Raw genomic sequence first — 16,292 nt, 5'->3', positions numbered from 1 at the left:
ATATATTTAGGAGGATTACAGCAATGTCCGAAAAAACATACGAACTCGCAACCTTTGCAGGCGGTTGCTTTTGGTGCATGGTAAAGCCATTTGATGAACTTCCTGGTATTCATAAAGTACTTTCTGGTTATGCAGGTGGTCATGTAGAAAACCCAACATATGAACAAGTAAAAGCTGGTACATCTGGTCATTTAGAAGTTGTACAAATTACATTCGATCCTTCTATTTTTCCATATGAAAAATTACTAGATTTATATTGGCCACAAATCGATCCAACTGATGATGGCGGACAATTCTTTGACCGCGGTCCCTCTTATCGCACTGCTATTTTTTATCATAACGAAACGCAAAAAGAGCTTGCTGAACAATCAAAACAAGCTCTTGCAGAAAGCGGTATGTTTAAAGAGCCAATCGTAACTGAAATTCGCCTGGCTGCACCTTTTTATGAGGCTGAAGAATACCATCAACATTTCTATAAAAAGAACCCAGAGAAATATGCTACTGAGCAAAAAGAATCTGGCCGTGAAGACTTTATAAAAGAAAATTGGCAAGAAAAATAATAAAAATGCATCGTACCTTTTAAGTACGATGCATTTTTATCTTTGAAAAAAGTACCATGCAATAATGAGAACAACCGCTGTCAATGTCCAAAGTATGATTTCATTTTTCACTCTACTCTTTTTCTTATTCATTTCCTCTCCTTCTAATAGCTATCAATATATTCAAGATGTCCTCTGTTTAATGGTCCACCTTATATACGTGAATACATCCGTACAAATTCTTATAACAAGACCACCAATAATTCCGATTGCAATTAAAATTACTAACATCTGTCCAAAACTAAAAGTAGTTGTGTATGTTATGTAGAGAACAACGCATACAAGTAAAACATCCGGTAAAGAAAGCAAAAACTTTTTAAGCATTTCTTCAGCTCTCCTATGCTTTATTTATCTCTTCTACTGTAGCTTTGAAATAAAGCTTGTTTAAAACTTCTATTTAGACACTCATTTTACGGAAAAAGAATAAGAACCCCTTTTGAAAAGAGATTCTTATGTATATGTTCTATTCCATAATTACTCCTAAAATAGAATATAATATTACTAATGATTTGTTGTACATTAACTATTTGCCAGGCAATCGTATGTTACGCCACCTACCTACATCGCATTGACCGTATGTATTATCACCTACTGCTACCACGGTGCCATCTAATTTAAGACCGACCGTATGCACACAACCTGCCGCTATCGCTACAATATCGCGCCAATCACTTACATTACATTGACCATACTCATTCCAGCCGACTGCCACCACGGTACCGTCTGATTTCAGGCCGATTGTATGATTCGTACCAGCTGCTATTGCCATAATATCTTTCCAGCTGCCTACATCGCATTGACCAAGTTTATTATTACCCACTGCCATCACTTTTCCATCCGATTTCAAACCAACAGTATGAAGATAACCTGCCGCCAACTCCACCATACCACGCCATCCACTTACATCGCATTGGCCATATCGATTATTCCCCACAGTGGTCACTGTGCCGTCCATTTTAAGACCGACTGTATGCCAGTCACCCGCCGTGACCGCCACAATATCTCTCCAGCTGCTTACATTGCATTCTCCTTCTTTATTTCGCCCCACCACTATTACATTACCATCCGGTTTAAGGCCAAGGATACGACGCCACCCTGCCGCAACCGCTACAACATCATGCCAATCGTTTACATCACATTGTTCATGCTTATTCCAACCCACAGCTACCACCGTACTGTCACATGCAAGACCGATTGTATGTGCATTCCCCGTGTTCGTCGCCATATGAACATTTCCCGCTACGACTGCTTCCATATCACACCAGCCGCTTACATCGCATTCTCCTTCTTTATTTCGCCCTACTGCTACTACCGTGCCATCCGATTTAAGAGCAACTGTATGACCACGACCTGCCGCTATCGTAGCTTTTGGCCACCGTTTCACTTTTAATATCTCTTCTTTCGGTGAAATGTAATTCATGTTTTACCTCCTTCAAAATAAGCAACTGTTTCGAAATATATATCTTTTATCAAACTTTATTTCATTATCAAGACCTAAATCGTAAAAAGTCATAAATAATAAAGAGTGATACATATTAGTCATGGATAATATGTATCACTTTTCACTACTTTTCCCGTAATCTCGCCCTTTAATGGAATAATAGATTACTTATAACTGGTTTGTTGAAATATTATAACCAAAAATATTTTTGTTGACTCTGACACTGGTGTCATACTTTAGAATTAAGTTTGAACATCTGAAAGGAGGCATTTTCATTGAAGAAAAATGACCAAAGTGAGAAAGAACAAAATATCAGTCAAGTATCAGATACAGATGTATCAGTGACAGAGAACCCGAACCGTTCACCTGTTACAGTTATCGGCTTGGGTCCGATGGGCCAGGCGCTGGCTGGTGCATTCCTAATGAACGGCCACCCTACGACATTATGGAACCGCACCGCCGAAAAAGCCGATTACCTTATTTCTCAGGGGGCGACCCTTTCAAATTCAGTCACCGGCGCGGTCTCTGCAAGCCCCCTAGTGATCATTTGTGTTCTGGACTATAATGTCGTCCATGAAGTCCTTGGTCCCGTAGGAGATTCCCTAAAGGGACGGACACTGGTGAACCTCACTGCCGACTCACCCAAACGTGCCCGTGAAATGGCCACATGGGCTGCCCAGCACGGAGTCGATTACCTCGATGGGGCGATTATGACCCCTACTCCGACCATCGGGACGCCTGCGGCTTCCGTCCTGTATAGTGGACCAGAATCCATCTTTAAGGTCCATCAACCGACCTTGGCAAGCTTGGGTGGCACTACTTCCTATCTTGGGGCGGATCCTGGCCGGGCGGCGGCATATGATGTAGCCCTGCTCGATCTCTTTTGGACATCCATGAGCGGTTATGCTCACGCTCTCGCCCTTGCCACTGCCGAAAATATTCCAGCAAAGGAGTTCGCCGTCTATGCCCAGGGCATCATAGACATCTTGCCCGACATCATGGCTTATTTGGCAAGTGAAGTAGACTCGGGTCACTACCCTGGTGACAAGTCCAATATCATCTCAGCCTCGGCAGGAATGGAACACATCATCCATGCTGCTCAACACCACGGCCTCGACGTCAGCGTTCTGAGTGCTGCAATGGCCGTAACCCAGCAGGCCATCAACGAGGGCTATGGAACCGACGGATTCTCGCGCTTAACCGAACTGCTAAAAAAACCGTTCGCATAACATCATAGTCGTATGTAGAGATCCCGGATCCCGCCATGATCGCGGACTGGGATCTTCAATTATTCCGTTGTTTCAACTAAGGGAATTTCCATTTCTCATTCTTCTTTTATCCGTCATTTGCATGATTTGTTTTTCCAACCGATGCTTTACAACGTCCAATACACTAATTTGCCTGTTGATTTGATCCAGCTTTACTTGATAAGTTTCCAGCATTTCTTCACAAAATTCATAGTCTTCCGGACCATTAACCTCACATTTCAATATTTCCTCAATTTGTTCCGTTACCAGACCCAAACCTAAATAAAGTTGAATAATTCGAATACGTTTGATGGCAGATTCATCGAACTCGCGATAACCATTCTCAAGGCGTACAGCGGTAATTAGATTTTTTTTCTCATAATGCCTTATGGATCGGATACTTGCACCTGTCTTTTTAGACAGCTCACTGATTTTCAATAGAAACGCCTCCCTATTAAATATTCGAAAACCTTATCTTATAATATGACATTAGTGTTACGGAAAATAATAACATATAGGTTTTTGTTTCATTGAAGTTGTGATATAAGTGATTCAGTTTTTCAAATAATCGTTCTAAAACTGATTGGGAGATATGGTCATAAGGTTTATTTTTTGATTTCCGTTTATCTATTGAACTAATTATCCTTTAATAATCATAGTACAGTTAAATTTTTAATCTACTTCTTCAAAAAATAAAAACCTCCAGTTTAAGTACTAGAGGTCTTCCATTTTATTTCTTTAATCGCTCAATAAAATCCTGTAATTTATCAAGTGATTTCATATTCTGATTACAAGCTACACCATCTTTGCAAATATAGTTTCCCTTTTTCACGAAAGTTCCTTGTACATCACCTTTAATTTCAACTAAAAACATCCCAACTTCTTCATGTCCATGACATAATGAACAAATGCTTTTTTTATTTAAGCTTTGGAACGTTCCTTGCAGACCAACAAACTTATTTTTATCATTTTTCGCTATTATAAATTTCCTGCTTGACCCTTTATCAATCCAGCTTAAATAAGATAATTCTTTCATGTCCAGTTCTTCCATATCAGGAAGTTTTAATTTTTTTGCTTTAGGAAATAATTTTTTTAATGTTTGCGCTGTAACTTCCTGAAACGGAATGACATACGGATTTATTTTCGTTAAAAATGATTCTGCATCTTCTCTATTTTGAACTGTTAATACCGTATCAATTAACTCTTTCTGTTCATCCGTTAAATCCTCAAATACATGTATTATTTTTTCAATCGCTAATGATTTTAATGCTTGAATGACACCTCTATCATTTGCCGTTGCGTGCCCATTTGCTAAAATATAAGCTTGTGATTTTATAAAATTATATTGATCACTTCTAATAAAAGCTTTCATCTTTATCACTCCATACAAATTGTTGATCTAGTTTTATTGTATACAAAGATTCAGCTTTTTGATATGTAAAAGATAACTTAGAAACGAATATTACATACATCGATTATGTTCTACCGCTTCATTTCCTGACAAAAGAAGCCATCATCTGTTTTCCATTCTGCATATAATACATCTTCAAATTTAGTAATCCCTTTTTGCTTTATTTGCTTATATAGCCATCCTTCATCAAAACCAGCTTCCCTTAAATTATCTTTCACTACTTTTCCATCACTAATTAATGAAATTGGTAAGTATACAGGCTTATGTTTTAAACTTAAATCATTTATAGTTGGTGATTCATATTTGCTCTTTTTCAGAACGCTTATGTTTCCGTTAGGTTCCAATATCATATATTCAACTTCTCGAATTGAAAAAATATCTTTTTGTTGCCTAAGCATTTGTTGTAATTGGTTAATATCCAAATGATTCGATTTTAATTGCTCTCTGTCAATATGCCCATTACGAATGATAATAGAAGGGTATCCTTCAAAAAACTTTCTTGTCCTTCTAAATTTTTGTGTTATTACTTCTATTGCGTAAATTAAAAGTACCCATACAAAAACAGCGTATAAAATAGACCATACTCTCACCTCAGGATCATATACAGTGTTTCCAACTAGTTCTCCGATTACAATGGCAGAAATAAAATCAAAAGGTGTTAGCTGCGATATTTGTGTTTTCCCTAATATTTTAGTAGCAATCAATAAAACAAAAAAACCAACAAAAAGTTCTATCGTTATTTGCCCAAGATGATTCATAATCGTTCACCTTTCTGTAATATGTAATATAACGTTTTTATTTCTATTCACACTTCTATACGATACAATTGTGATTCATTTTTTCTATTATCATGCCCATTCACACCCCATATATCCAATACGGGTAAAGCAAAAAGAGTCTAGTTCAAAATAATATTTGAACTAGACTCTTTTATCTTCATTTAGAGTACACAATTTTTTTAATCGTTTCTCCGGAAAGAAAATACTCCTCTGCAAGTTGATGAATGGAAATCCCGCTTCTAAACGCATCTTTAATCGCTTTGTTTCTTTCATCTAGTTGTTTTCTTCCTCCAGATCGTGTACCCCATTTATAATGTTTTGTTTCTTGTTTTGGAATGTAAATTGTTTCACCTTGTATATACTTTTGAATTTCAGTAATTAAACTCTCTGGTAAAACCGTCGCAGCTTTAACGTATTTCATTTCTGCTCGCCCCTTATTTTTTGTGTTTCATTTCAATAAGGTGCAAAGCCAAATATAAAAAATGATACGAGCTCATTTAGGCGATTGTATATTACTTGTCTACCTCACGCAAAGTATCGCCATTTCCATACTTAGCTTTGCATGAGACGTTGCAGTGTCCGGCAATTGAATTGTAATCGCCATATAAACACCTCCTAATATACCTTTTGCATTTTATTATATGATAAATTCCTTCCCCTTGCATCCACATCCTTTTTAAAGCATGAAATTACTTAGTTTGATATAATACTTTTTAGTCCAATCCAAAAATATAGTGAGGTTACTTTATGAAAAAGAAAATAATCATTACAATCGTTACATTATTCATTATTACTGTAGCATTATTTGGAACATACAAATTGATGAACGCAAGAGGCTTTCAATTTTTTGGAGATTTAACAAACCGAGTAGAAATAAATGAAAAAGTGGTTGCTTTAACTTTTGATGATGGTCCTACGAACAATGTAAAACAAATATTACCGCTACTAGATACATACAATGCAAAAGCTACTTTCTTTTTAATCGGAAATGAACTAGAGAAAAACCTATCGTTAGGAGAAGCTATTGTACAATCTGGACACCAAGTTGGAAACCATACATATTCTCATAACAGAATGGTTTTAAAAACACCTTCTTATATTAAAGAAGAAATAGAAAAAACAAATGCATTAATCCGCCAAACGGGATTTACAGACGAAATTGATTTTAGACCACCTAACGGGAAAAAGCTAATTGGTCTGCCCTATTATTTAAATAAAAACAATATCGAAACAATTACATGGGACCTTGAACCTGATACTTTTTATAAATCTGCTGCTGATAAAATTGAATATGTTAATAAAAATGTAAAACCAGGTTCTATCATTTTACTGCACTCTATGTATGGTGAGTCTAATGAAAATTTACAGACCATTGAAGGTATTTTAGACTCTTTATCTAAGAAGGGATATCAGTTCGTAACAGTAAACGAACTACAAAAAAGAACAAAATAAAAAGGTAGCGTATCATAAAACGATACGCTACCTTTTTATTTAAATAATGCCAAGTACATTTAAGAATACGATAATAATCGCAATTGGTGCGATAAAGCGAAGTAAGAATAACCATAATACGAATAATTTATATCCCTTATTTTTACTTACACCCAGCTCTTTCATTAATACATCTTTCTTCATTTTTAAAGGAACAAAGATAGAAACTAATAAAACACCAAGTGGCATTAGTACGTTACTAACTGCGTAATCCGCTAAATCAAAGACAGTCTTTCCGAAAATCTTCAGATCACTTAATATACCAAATGACAATGCTGATGGTACTCCAACAACGAAGATTAATAACCCTACGATTAAAGCCATTTTTTCACGTTTCCCTTTACCTTTTGCAGTTAAAGATGCAACACTAATTTCTAACATCGAAATTGCTGATGTAATAGTAGCAAAGAAGAATAGTAATAAGAAAACGATGAAGAATAATTTTCCGAATGCCATTTTACTGAAAATAGCTGGCAGTACGATAAATAATAGCCCCGGTCCTTGAGATGGCTCCATTCCAAATGCGAACACTACTGGGAAAATTGCAAGCCCTGCAAGTAATGTAATTACAAGCGTTAAAGCTACGATAGAAAATGCTGAACGCGGTAAACTTTCTTCCTTCGGTAAGTATGAACTATATGTTACCATTACTGCTACACCGACCGATAATGAGAAGAACGATTGACCCATCGCATATAAAATAACTTCTGATGTTACATGTGAGAAATCAGGTTGTAAGAAGAAACGAACTCCTTCTCCCGCGCCGTCTAATGTAAGAGCACGAACAATTAATACAAAGAATAAAACGAATAGCGCTGGCATGAAATATTTATTTACTTTTTCAACACCATTTTGTACACCTTTACTTACGATGAAAATAGTAATAAGGATGAATAATAGCTGTGATCCAACTGCTAAATATGGATTGGAAATGATTTCACCAAACGTAGCTTCGTATGCTCCATTTCCTTCCCAAAGTCTACCTGTAATTGCATTCCATAAGTATAATAAAATCCAGCCTCCTACAACACTGTAGAAAGAAAGTAGTATGAAACAAGTTACAATCCCTAATTTCCCTAACCATGGCCATAGTGTTTTTGGTGCGATTTCTCTATATGCATCAACGGCCTCTTTTTGTGTACTTCTTCCGATAACGAATTCAGCTAATAATAGCGGTAAACCAATTAATAATGTGAAACCGATGAAAATAAGGAAGAACGCCCCGCCTCCTCCGATGCCGGCCATATACGGGAATTTCCAAATCGCCCCTAGACCAATTGCTGAACCTGCTGCAGCTAATACGAAACCTAATTTTGATGTCCATTGCTGTGAATTCATCTGTTAATCTCCCCTCTTTATCTTTTTCTGTTTTACAATTCAGTATTTATATTGTTCTATCCACACTATTTTCTAATACGTTCACTTCCTTCCTACTAATAAAAAAACGCCCCTACGTAAATACGTAGGGACGACAAAAATATCGCGGTACCACCCTAGTTATGAAGATACAACAAAAGTAAGACCTAAATAAAAAACGTCCCTACGCAAATACGTAGGGACGATAAAATATCGCGGTACCACCCTAGTTATGAAGCCACAACAAAGTAAGACCTAAATAAAAAACGTCCCTACGTAAATACGTAGGGACGATAAATATCGCGGTACCACCCTAGTTGTGAAACAATCTTCACCACTTTATTTGATAACGGTATAAACTACCGTCTTTCATTTCCTCAAAATATGAGATTTATGAAAGATGCTCCAGGACGAACTTCATGAATAATCTATATACTGATTCACACCAACCATCAGCTCTCTGAAATAGGGAGATATTCACTACTATACCCTTTCATTGCCCAAATATTATTTTCCGAATTGATTACTATCATTTTTATCACACATTAAAAATAGTGTCAACTTATATTTTGAATTTTTATGTATTACTTTCTTTTTTAAATTCGAAATATGACTTTTAAATGAATAGTATTAGAACATTTATGGTTTATACTGTATTAACTTCGCTAACGGGTTTATAGTAGTATACGATGAATGCAAGACAGCACGAGTAGGAGGATAGAATTTTGTCTACTTCAAAAGTTTTAAAAGGTACTGCTTTATTAAGCGGTGCAACAATGATTTCACGTATATTAGGTTTTATATACTTCTTCCCTTTTCAATTACTAGTCGGAACACAAGGGGTCGCTTTATATGGATATGCATACTCTTGGTACGGTATTTTATTAAGCTTCTCAACAGCTGGTATTCCTATTGCCGTTTCCAAATTTGTTGCAAAACATAATGCGCTTGGTGATTATAGTACAAGCAAAAAACTATACAACTCTAGCGTAAAATTAATGTTGTTTATGGGCTTTTTAGGATTTTTAATTTTATTTATTGGGGCACCGTACATATCACAATTTATTATTCGCTCGAAAACGCCAGATCCACAATTTATAGCCGACGTAACACTTACGATGCGAGCATTAAGTTTCGCACTTATTATCGTACCAGCTATGAGTGTTACACGCGGTTATTTCCAAGGTTTTCAACATATGAAACCAAGTGCTGTTTCTCAAGTCGTAGAACAAATTGCGCGCGTTGTTTTCATTTTAGTTGGTAGCTTTATCGTCTCAAAACTATTAGGAGGTTCCGTAGCCTCTTCTGTTGCAGTTGCTACGTTTGGCGCTGTTATCGGGGCACTTGCCAGCGTTTCGATTTTAATGTTGTACTGGAAAAAATATAATAGATTAAAGCCTCCCGAAGGAGAATTAAAGTCAAGAGCATCGAATATCCCATTAAAAAATATTTATATGGAATTACTTCGATATGCGATTCCAATTGTATTTGTCGGCATTGCAATTCCGCTCTATACGTTAGTAGATCAATATACTGTAGCTGATGTCCTTAGAGCGATGGGAGAGCCTTTAGAAACAGCGAATGCAGTGTTCGCTTATATAACGAACTATGCCCAAAAGTTAATTATGATTCCAGCTTCACTTGCTACTGGATTCTCATTAACAATCATTCCGGCTATAACGAAATCTTATACAAGTGGGAAACTAGAAGAATTACAAGAACAAATTGCAAAGATATTTCAAGTCTTATTATTCTTCACTATCCCAGCTGCATTCGGTCTTGCTAGTATCGCTTACGATGCATTCCGTATGGTTTATGTGAATCCTGAAATTGCACTTGGTGGATCACAATATTTAATTTCATTTGCACCTTCTGCTATATTAAGTGCGATTTTCACAGTTTCAGCAGCTATTTTACAAGGAATCGATTATCAAAGAAAAACGATGATTGCTTTCTCAGTCGGTATTCTCGTTAAAGTTTTAGTAAATACACCGCTCTTACATTTATTTGGTGGACACGGTGCTGTACTCGGAACAATTCTTGGATACCTCGTTTCCAATGTTATTATGTTGTACTGCATCATTAAGTTTGCGAAATTTAAAATTGGTGAAACAGCAAAAACAGTACTTCTTATTACGATTTACTCCGCAGCAATGTCTGCTGTTGTAATAGCATTAAAAGCAATTTTAAAATGGTTAATTCCTGGACAATCTTATATCGAATCACTGCTTATTGTATGTATTTGTGGCGTCGCAGGAGGACTTGTTTACCTTTTATTCGTATTAACAAGCGGACTTGCTTCACATATTCTCGGTGATAGGATTCAACGATTACCCGTACTAGGTAAATTAGTCAAATAAAAAGAAGGGATGTAACGAATTGTTACATCCCTTCTTTTCTACTTCGCATATTGAATATGTTTTTGTTGTTCAGCAATATGTAATTCTGGAGCATGTTGTTCTACTAAATGTAATAGCTCTTCGATTAACACTCCTAACTCCTGTACACTATACTCCGGTTTCCCTATTAACGTATTAGCCATACGCTCATATAAATTTTCAGGCTTAATACTCATTCGTTCCACATTATTCAGCATCCATTTAAATGCAGGATGATGCACATACATTCGGTTTAGACCAAATAAGACCCCAAATATATTTCTTTGCACTTCACAAATAACATCATAAAGCATAAGCCAATCTTTTCGTTTTAAAAGAGCCTCGCGATTATGCCAGCGATTGCTTAACCAAAGATTTTCTAAAATCATCCGTTTCGCTAGGTGTTCTGGATATGATACCACTTTATCTTTTAATTCATGTACTTTCTCTTCTCCATACAAACTAACACCATCATGAACGGATGAGACAATACATTGTTTTTCATAACTTATATCATATTGATCCACCACATCTAAAATCACTTTCTCTACTGTTTCAGTTAAAAAGTTACTAATCTCTAATTTAATGCCCTCTTTTGTCAAATATGTTTCCGACCATTCTTCTTCCTCGTAAGGATGATATGACAATATTGTTCCACCAATATGATTAATAGGCCCTTTACGATCCTCATCCTCTGGTGGCGCTGACCATAAAATATGTAATTCTATATCTGAATGTTCATCTTCTAACTTTCTAGCTACTGAACCCGCTAAAATAATAGCTTCAATCTTCGGATTTCTCCTATAAATCTCCGACATTTCTATTGCTTTCTCTTTTAATCCCACTTCATTTCCCCCTAAAATTGCAGTACACTCTTACTCTTACTTTTTCATTTATCTATTTCGATATTACGCATTATTTTTCCTTTTCAATGTTCCACTAAATCATATTTCTACCCAATAACGCTGAACAATTTCCCCAGTATGAGAAGAAACTACTTCATTTTCTAATACACCGCCAACCTTTTGAATCGTTTTAGCCGAAGCAATATTAGCTTTATCACAAGTTATTAACACTTTCTGCAACCCTAACTTTTGTGCTTCACCTAATGCAAGTTGTAGTTGTTTTGTAGCGTAACCTTGGCGACGTTTATTCGGATGAACACTATATCCAATATGACCACTTTCCCGCAATAATTCTTCGTTTAATCGTTGTCTAATATTCACAAAACCTATAAGTTCCCCTTTTTCAATACTTAAAAATTGACTAGATGGTACTCGATTACCTTGTACGTTTTCTCCCAGTTCCTGTTTACTCACTTTTTCAAACCATTCATCAAGCGAATCAAAATTTTGTAAAGAACTACTGCCATGTGGTTGCTCATCCGCATGTAAAAATGCCTCTCGATACTCCATAATTTTTCCGCTATATTCATTTGTTGGTTTTAATAGTTCCATTGTGCTTCTCCTCTCATAATAACCTATAACAAACCCCTTAATAGCGCTATTTCACCATTAAGGGGTTTCTATCATTTTTATTCAAATAAACCCATACTCAAATACCGTTCTCCCGTATCAGGTGCAATACATAAAACTTTTTTACCAGCGCCTAATCGTTTTGCTATCATAATCGCTGCGTAAACAGAAGCTCCAGAAGATGGCCCAACTAATAACCCCTCTTGTCTAGCTAAGTTTCTCATCGTCGTTAAAGCCTCTTCGTCTGCAATTTGAATAATCTCGTTATACACTTCTGTATTTAAGTTTTCCGGGATAAATCCTGGACTTGTTCCTACTAATTTATGAGGACCTGGAACTCCGCCTGATAAAACGGGAGATCCTTTCGGTTCTACTACTGCAATATATAAGTTTGGTAGTTTCTCTTTTAGCGTTTCCCCAGTCCCTGTAATAGTTCCACCAGTTCCAGCTGTTGCTACGAATGCATCAAGCTCGCCATCCATTTGTTCATAAATTTCAAGGGCCGTCGTATAACGATGAATATTTGGGTTTGCTGGATTTTCAAATTGTTGCGGAATAAAACTATTTGGAATTTGCTTTTGCAGTTCTAACGCCTTCGCAATTGCTCCTGGCATTCTTTGTTCTGCCGGTGTTAAAACTACTTCCGCTCCGTATGCTTTCAATAAATTTATACGCTCTTTTGACATATTGTCTGGCATAATTAAAATCGCTTTATACCCTTTCGCAGCTGCATTCATCGCTAAGCCTATTCCTGTATTACCACTTGTTGGCTCAATAATTGTATCTCCTGGTTTGATAAGACCATTCTCTTCTGCAACGTGCAGTAAATTATAGGCAGCACGGTCTTTCACACTACGTGACGGATTAAACATTTCTAGTTTTACATACACATCTGCTGCGTCTTCTGGAATAAATTTAGATAATCGGACGACAGGTGTATCTCCTATTAATTCAGTAACATTTTTACATAATTTCATAGTGCATCCCCTATTCTATCGTTTTCTTATCACTTGGTAAAAACCATGAAGTAAGTCCAATTAATGGTAGACAACTACATAGTAACATAATGAATTGTAGACTATATATGTCAGCCAATTTCCCAAGAACTACAGAACCTAAAGCGCCGAGTCCAAACGCAAGCCCTACAATTAATCCAGATACCATCCCTACTTTTCCAGGAACAAGCTCTTGCGCATAAACAACAATTACACTAAAACTACTTGAACTAATAAAACCGATACATAAAAATAGCGGTACGACCCACACGAGCGAAACGTGAGGTAATAAAAGGGCAAGTGGCGCCGAACCTAGCATTGAAAATACAATAATTGTTTTCTTTCCAAATCGATCTGCTAACGGTCCACCGAAGAAAGTTCCTAATACACCGGCAATCATAAATGCGAATACGAAATACTGTGCATTTTTTATAGATAAACCGTAATGCTCAATTAAGTAAAATTGATAAAAATTCCCGATACCAGCACCGTACCAAGAACGTACAAAAGTAAGAAAAACAAGAAGTATAATAACAAATTTAATATGTGTACTTACAATCGCACTTTCCGCCTCAAGCGCAGCCCTCTTTTTTCTCCTCACAGCGCCAGTTGCTAATTCATTCCTATACCAATTTGATACGAAAATTAATAATACAATTCCTACCGCTGCAAAGGCTGTAAAACCTAAAGAGCCAATTTGGCCGAGCGGAACGAAAATTAACGCTGTAAAAATAGGAGCTAGGGAGTTACCTGTATTTCCTCCAACTTGATAAATTGCTTGCGCTAAACCTCGTTTTGCCCCTGCCGCCATATAAGCAACTCGGGCACCTTCTGGATGAAAAACTGCGGACCCTAATCCGATAAATAAAACAGAAATAATAACAATAATAAAGTTCGGTGCAAAAGCCAGTCCAATCATCCCAAGCATACTCGAAAACATACCGAGCGGTAATAAAAATGGTGACGGCTTCTTATCAGAATACATACCAAAAACCGGCTGCATAATCGATGACGTCATATTTAACGCAAACGCAATCCACCCTACTTGCATATAGGATAAATTCATCGTTTTTTCCAAAATAGGAAACAGTGCCGGCACAACTGCTTGCATCGAGTCATTTAAAAAGTGACCGAAACTAATCGCAAATAGTATTCGATATATCGTTGGTGTTTCTATTGTATTTTTTTTCGAGACTGCCTGCATATATGAATCTCTCCTTCCTGTACAAAATATATATTTATTACAGCAGGTGTAATAAAGTAAAACTTTAACCTCAATAAATTCTGACTTTTGAAACATTTCTATTCTATACTGGTTTCATTTCTTTTTCCAGAAATATCACTTCTTACATAATATATTTTTTCTATACGTTTTATCGGATTTATTTATAGAAATTTTCTATATTTTCTTTTATACTAAGGCAGAGATGAAGGAAAGGATGACAACTATGAAGAAAAAAACAAAAGGAATCGTTGCGCTCTCAATCACATTATCTATGTTTTTAACAGCATGTGGTCAAAAACAAGAGGCAACAATTACAGGGGAAAAGAAAAAAGAATCTTCAAAACAAGTATTAAATATTGTAGAAGCTGGGGAAATTTCTACACTTGATTCGTCTATCGCAACCGATGGGTTTTCTTACGCTGCTTTAAACAACGTAATGGAAGGATTATATATGCCTGGTCCTGACAATAAACCTGTTCCTGCGGCAGCTGAATCATACAAACTGAGCGAAGACGGAAAAACATATACATTTACATTACACGATTCAAAATGGTCAAATGGTGATCCAGTAACTGCTCATGATTTTGAATATGCATGGAAACGTGCCGTAAATCCAGAAACTGCTTCTGAATACGCACATATTATGTTCGATATTAAAAACGCAGAAAAAATAAATAAAAAAGAATTACCAATTGATTCATTTGGTGTAAAGGCGATTGATAATAAAACGCTTGAAGTACAGTTAGAACACCCTGTTCCATACTTTTTAGGTTTAATGGGATTTGCAACATTTTATCCTCAAAACAAAAAGGTTGTAGAAGCGCAAGGGAAAAATTACGGACTTGAAGCTGCAAATGTAGTGTATAACGGGCCGTTCCAATTAAGTGAATGGAAACATGATACAAGTTATAAAATGACAAAAAATCCGAACTACTGGGATAATAAAAATGTGAAGCTAAATGAAATCAATGTAAATATCGTAAAAGATACTTCAACAGCCGTTAATTTATTTGAAAGTAAACAAGTGGACCGAATTACGATTAATTCAGAGTTTGTTGATAAATATCAAAAAGATCCGAGCTTAAAGAAAATGGAACGTCCTTCTATGACATTTTTCCGGTTTAGCCAAAAGAATCCTTTATTAGCAAACAAAAACGCTCGAAAAGCTATTTCGCTTGCTTTTGATAAACAAGGAATCGCTACAACGATTTTAAATAATGGTTCTATACCTGCGAATGCATTCGTTCCGAAAGGATTCGTAAAAGGACCTGATAATAAAGATTTTCGCAGTACAAGTAATGTAAAAGTAGAAACAAATGTGAAAGAAGCTAAAACACTATGGGAAACTGCGAAAAAAGAAACAAATTTACAAAACGCTTCTCTTTCAATCATAACAACTGATGAATCTAACGATAAAAAAATTAGTGAGTTTTTAAAAGGTGAACTGGAAAAAAACTTACCTGGATTAAAAATCACATTACAGCCTCTTCCAGTAAAAGCGTTTTTAGATCGTGAAGGAAATGGTGACTACGAAATCTCACTTTCTACATGGGGGCCAGATTATCCTGATCCTACAACATTCTTAAATATGTTTGTCACTGACGGACCGTTTAATAAGATGAGTTATTCAAACAAACAATACGACGAATTAATTGAGAAAACGAGCTCTACTTTAGCAACTGATTTACCAGCACGTTGGAAAGCGTTCCAAGATGCAGAAAAAATATTACTCGAAGATGATGCAGCTATCGCTCCAATCTTCCAATCAGGACTTGTATATTTAGAACGTCCAACAGTAAAAGGTGTTGTTATTCGTCCATTTGCAGGAATTTATTCTTATAAGTGGGCTTCTATTACAGAATAAGAAAAAGGCGATCCTAACATATATTAGGATC

16 protein-coding genes and 1 other annotated feature are annotated in these 16,292 nt (G+C 36.2%); of the genes, 5 read left to right on the top strand and 11 right to left on the bottom strand.

The window, feature by feature from the left end; all coding sequences use genetic code 11:
- The first annotated feature begins 23 nt into the window (after window positions 1-23).
- Window positions 24-560: a peptide-methionine (S)-S-oxide reductase MsrA gene (gene msrA / locus FS742_RS01690; protein WP_078420553.1), complete on the top strand. Its 537-nt coding sequence runs from the start codon at window positions 24-26 to the stop codon at window positions 558-560.
- Window positions 561-722: 162 nt separating this feature from the next.
- Here the strand turns inward: msrA and FS742_RS01685 are convergent, their stop codons facing one another.
- Both FS742_RS01685 and FS742_RS01680 read right to left on the bottom strand, forming a co-directional pair.
- Complete coding sequence (locus FS742_RS01685) at window positions 723-923, bottom strand: hypothetical protein (protein ID WP_144610938.1); 201 nt, start codon at window positions 921-923, stop codon at window positions 723-725.
- 199 nt (window positions 924-1,122) lie between these two features.
- On the bottom strand, window positions 1,123-2,019 hold the full coding sequence (locus FS742_RS01680; RefSeq protein ID WP_144610937.1) for an RCC1 domain-containing protein: 897 nt from the start codon (window positions 2,017-2,019) through the stop codon (window positions 1,123-1,125).
- 362 nt (window positions 2,020-2,381) lie between these two features.
- On the opposite strand from FS742_RS01680, the gene FS742_RS01675 reads away from it, so the two are divergent.
- A complete protein-coding gene (locus FS742_RS01675; RefSeq protein ID WP_313956667.1) occupies window positions 2,382-3,269 on the top strand; it encodes an NAD(P)-dependent oxidoreductase in 888 nt (295 codons plus the stop codon).
- 72 nt (window positions 3,270-3,341) lie between these two features.
- Here the strand turns inward: FS742_RS01675 and FS742_RS01670 are convergent, their stop codons facing one another.
- The 4 genes from FS742_RS01670 to FS742_RS01655 form a co-directional block, all read right to left on the bottom strand.
- Window positions 3,342-3,725, bottom strand: a complete 384-nt coding sequence (locus tag FS742_RS01670; protein WP_098520280.1) for a MerR family transcriptional regulator — start codon at window positions 3,723-3,725, stop codon at window positions 3,342-3,344.
- Between the two features lie 292 nt (window positions 3,726-4,017).
- Window positions 4,018-4,659: a FusB/FusC family EF-G-binding protein gene (locus FS742_RS01665; RefSeq protein ID WP_144610935.1), complete on the bottom strand. Its 642-nt coding sequence runs from the start codon at window positions 4,657-4,659 to the stop codon at window positions 4,018-4,020.
- 110 nt (window positions 4,660-4,769) lie between these two features.
- Window positions 4,770-5,456 (bottom strand): DUF421 domain-containing protein, encoded by a 687-nt coding sequence (locus FS742_RS01660; RefSeq protein ID WP_144610934.1) that lies wholly within the window; start codon window positions 5,454-5,456, stop codon window positions 4,770-4,772.
- A 178-nt stretch (window positions 5,457-5,634) separates the two neighbouring features.
- Window positions 5,635-5,898, bottom strand: coding sequence for a CD3324 family protein (locus FS742_RS01655; RefSeq protein WP_144610933.1), 264 nt, complete (start codon window positions 5,896-5,898; stop codon window positions 5,635-5,637).
- Between the two features lie 326 nt (window positions 5,899-6,224).
- On the opposite strand from FS742_RS01655, the gene FS742_RS01650 reads away from it, so the two are divergent.
- Window positions 6,225-6,929 (top strand): polysaccharide deacetylase family protein, encoded by a 705-nt coding sequence (locus tag FS742_RS01650; RefSeq protein WP_144610932.1) that lies wholly within the window; start codon window positions 6,225-6,227, stop codon window positions 6,927-6,929.
- Between the two features lie 39 nt (window positions 6,930-6,968).
- Here the strand turns inward: FS742_RS01650 and FS742_RS01645 are convergent, their stop codons facing one another.
- Window positions 6,969-8,306, bottom strand: coding sequence for a sodium-dependent transporter (locus tag FS742_RS01645; RefSeq protein ID WP_001088183.1), 1,338 nt, complete (start codon window positions 8,304-8,306; stop codon window positions 6,969-6,971).
- Window positions 8,307-8,607: 301 nt separating this feature from the next.
- Window positions 8,608-8,830, bottom strand: a binding site (T-box leader).
- A 219-nt stretch (window positions 8,831-9,049) separates the two neighbouring features.
- On the opposite strand from FS742_RS01645, the gene FS742_RS01640 reads away from it, so the two are divergent.
- A complete protein-coding gene (locus tag FS742_RS01640; protein ID WP_144610931.1) occupies window positions 9,050-10,684 on the top strand; it encodes a putative polysaccharide biosynthesis protein in 1,635 nt (544 codons plus the stop codon).
- 38 nt (window positions 10,685-10,722) lie between these two features.
- Here FS742_RS01640 and FS742_RS01635 read toward each other — a convergent pair whose 3' ends face one another.
- The 4 genes from FS742_RS01635 to FS742_RS01620 all read right to left on the bottom strand — a co-directional run bounded on the left by FS742_RS01635 (window position 10,723) and on the right by FS742_RS01620 (window position 14,376).
- On the bottom strand, window positions 10,723-11,547 hold the full coding sequence (locus FS742_RS01635; protein WP_144610930.1) for a DUF4037 domain-containing protein: 825 nt from the start codon (window positions 11,545-11,547) through the stop codon (window positions 10,723-10,725).
- Between the two features lie 99 nt (window positions 11,548-11,646).
- Entirely contained in the window at window positions 11,647-12,159 is a 513-nt protein-coding gene (locus FS742_RS01630; protein ID WP_144610929.1) for a GNAT family N-acetyltransferase, read from the bottom strand.
- Between the two features lie 77 nt (window positions 12,160-12,236).
- Complete coding sequence (cysK, locus tag FS742_RS01625) at window positions 12,237-13,154, bottom strand: cysteine synthase A (protein WP_144610928.1); 918 nt, start codon at window positions 13,152-13,154, stop codon at window positions 12,237-12,239.
- 10 nt (window positions 13,155-13,164) lie between these two features.
- Window positions 13,165-14,376 (bottom strand): MFS transporter, encoded by a 1,212-nt coding sequence (locus FS742_RS01620; protein WP_144610927.1) that lies wholly within the window; start codon window positions 14,374-14,376, stop codon window positions 13,165-13,167.
- Window positions 14,377-14,620: 244 nt separating this feature from the next.
- Between FS742_RS01620 and FS742_RS01615 the strand changes: the two genes are divergently transcribed.
- Window positions 14,621-16,261, top strand: a complete 1,641-nt coding sequence (locus FS742_RS01615; RefSeq protein ID WP_144610926.1) for a peptide ABC transporter substrate-binding protein — start codon at window positions 14,621-14,623, stop codon at window positions 16,259-16,261.
- The last annotated feature ends 31 nt before the right edge of the window (window positions 16,262-16,292 follow it).

The sequence above is a fragment of the Bacillus cereus genome (assembly GCF_007678085.1).
Classification (GTDB): domain Bacteria; phylum Bacillota; class Bacilli; order Bacillales; family Bacillaceae_G; genus Bacillus_A; species Bacillus_A cereus_BE.
This window is presented reverse-complemented; position numbering and strand designations above follow the sequence as displayed.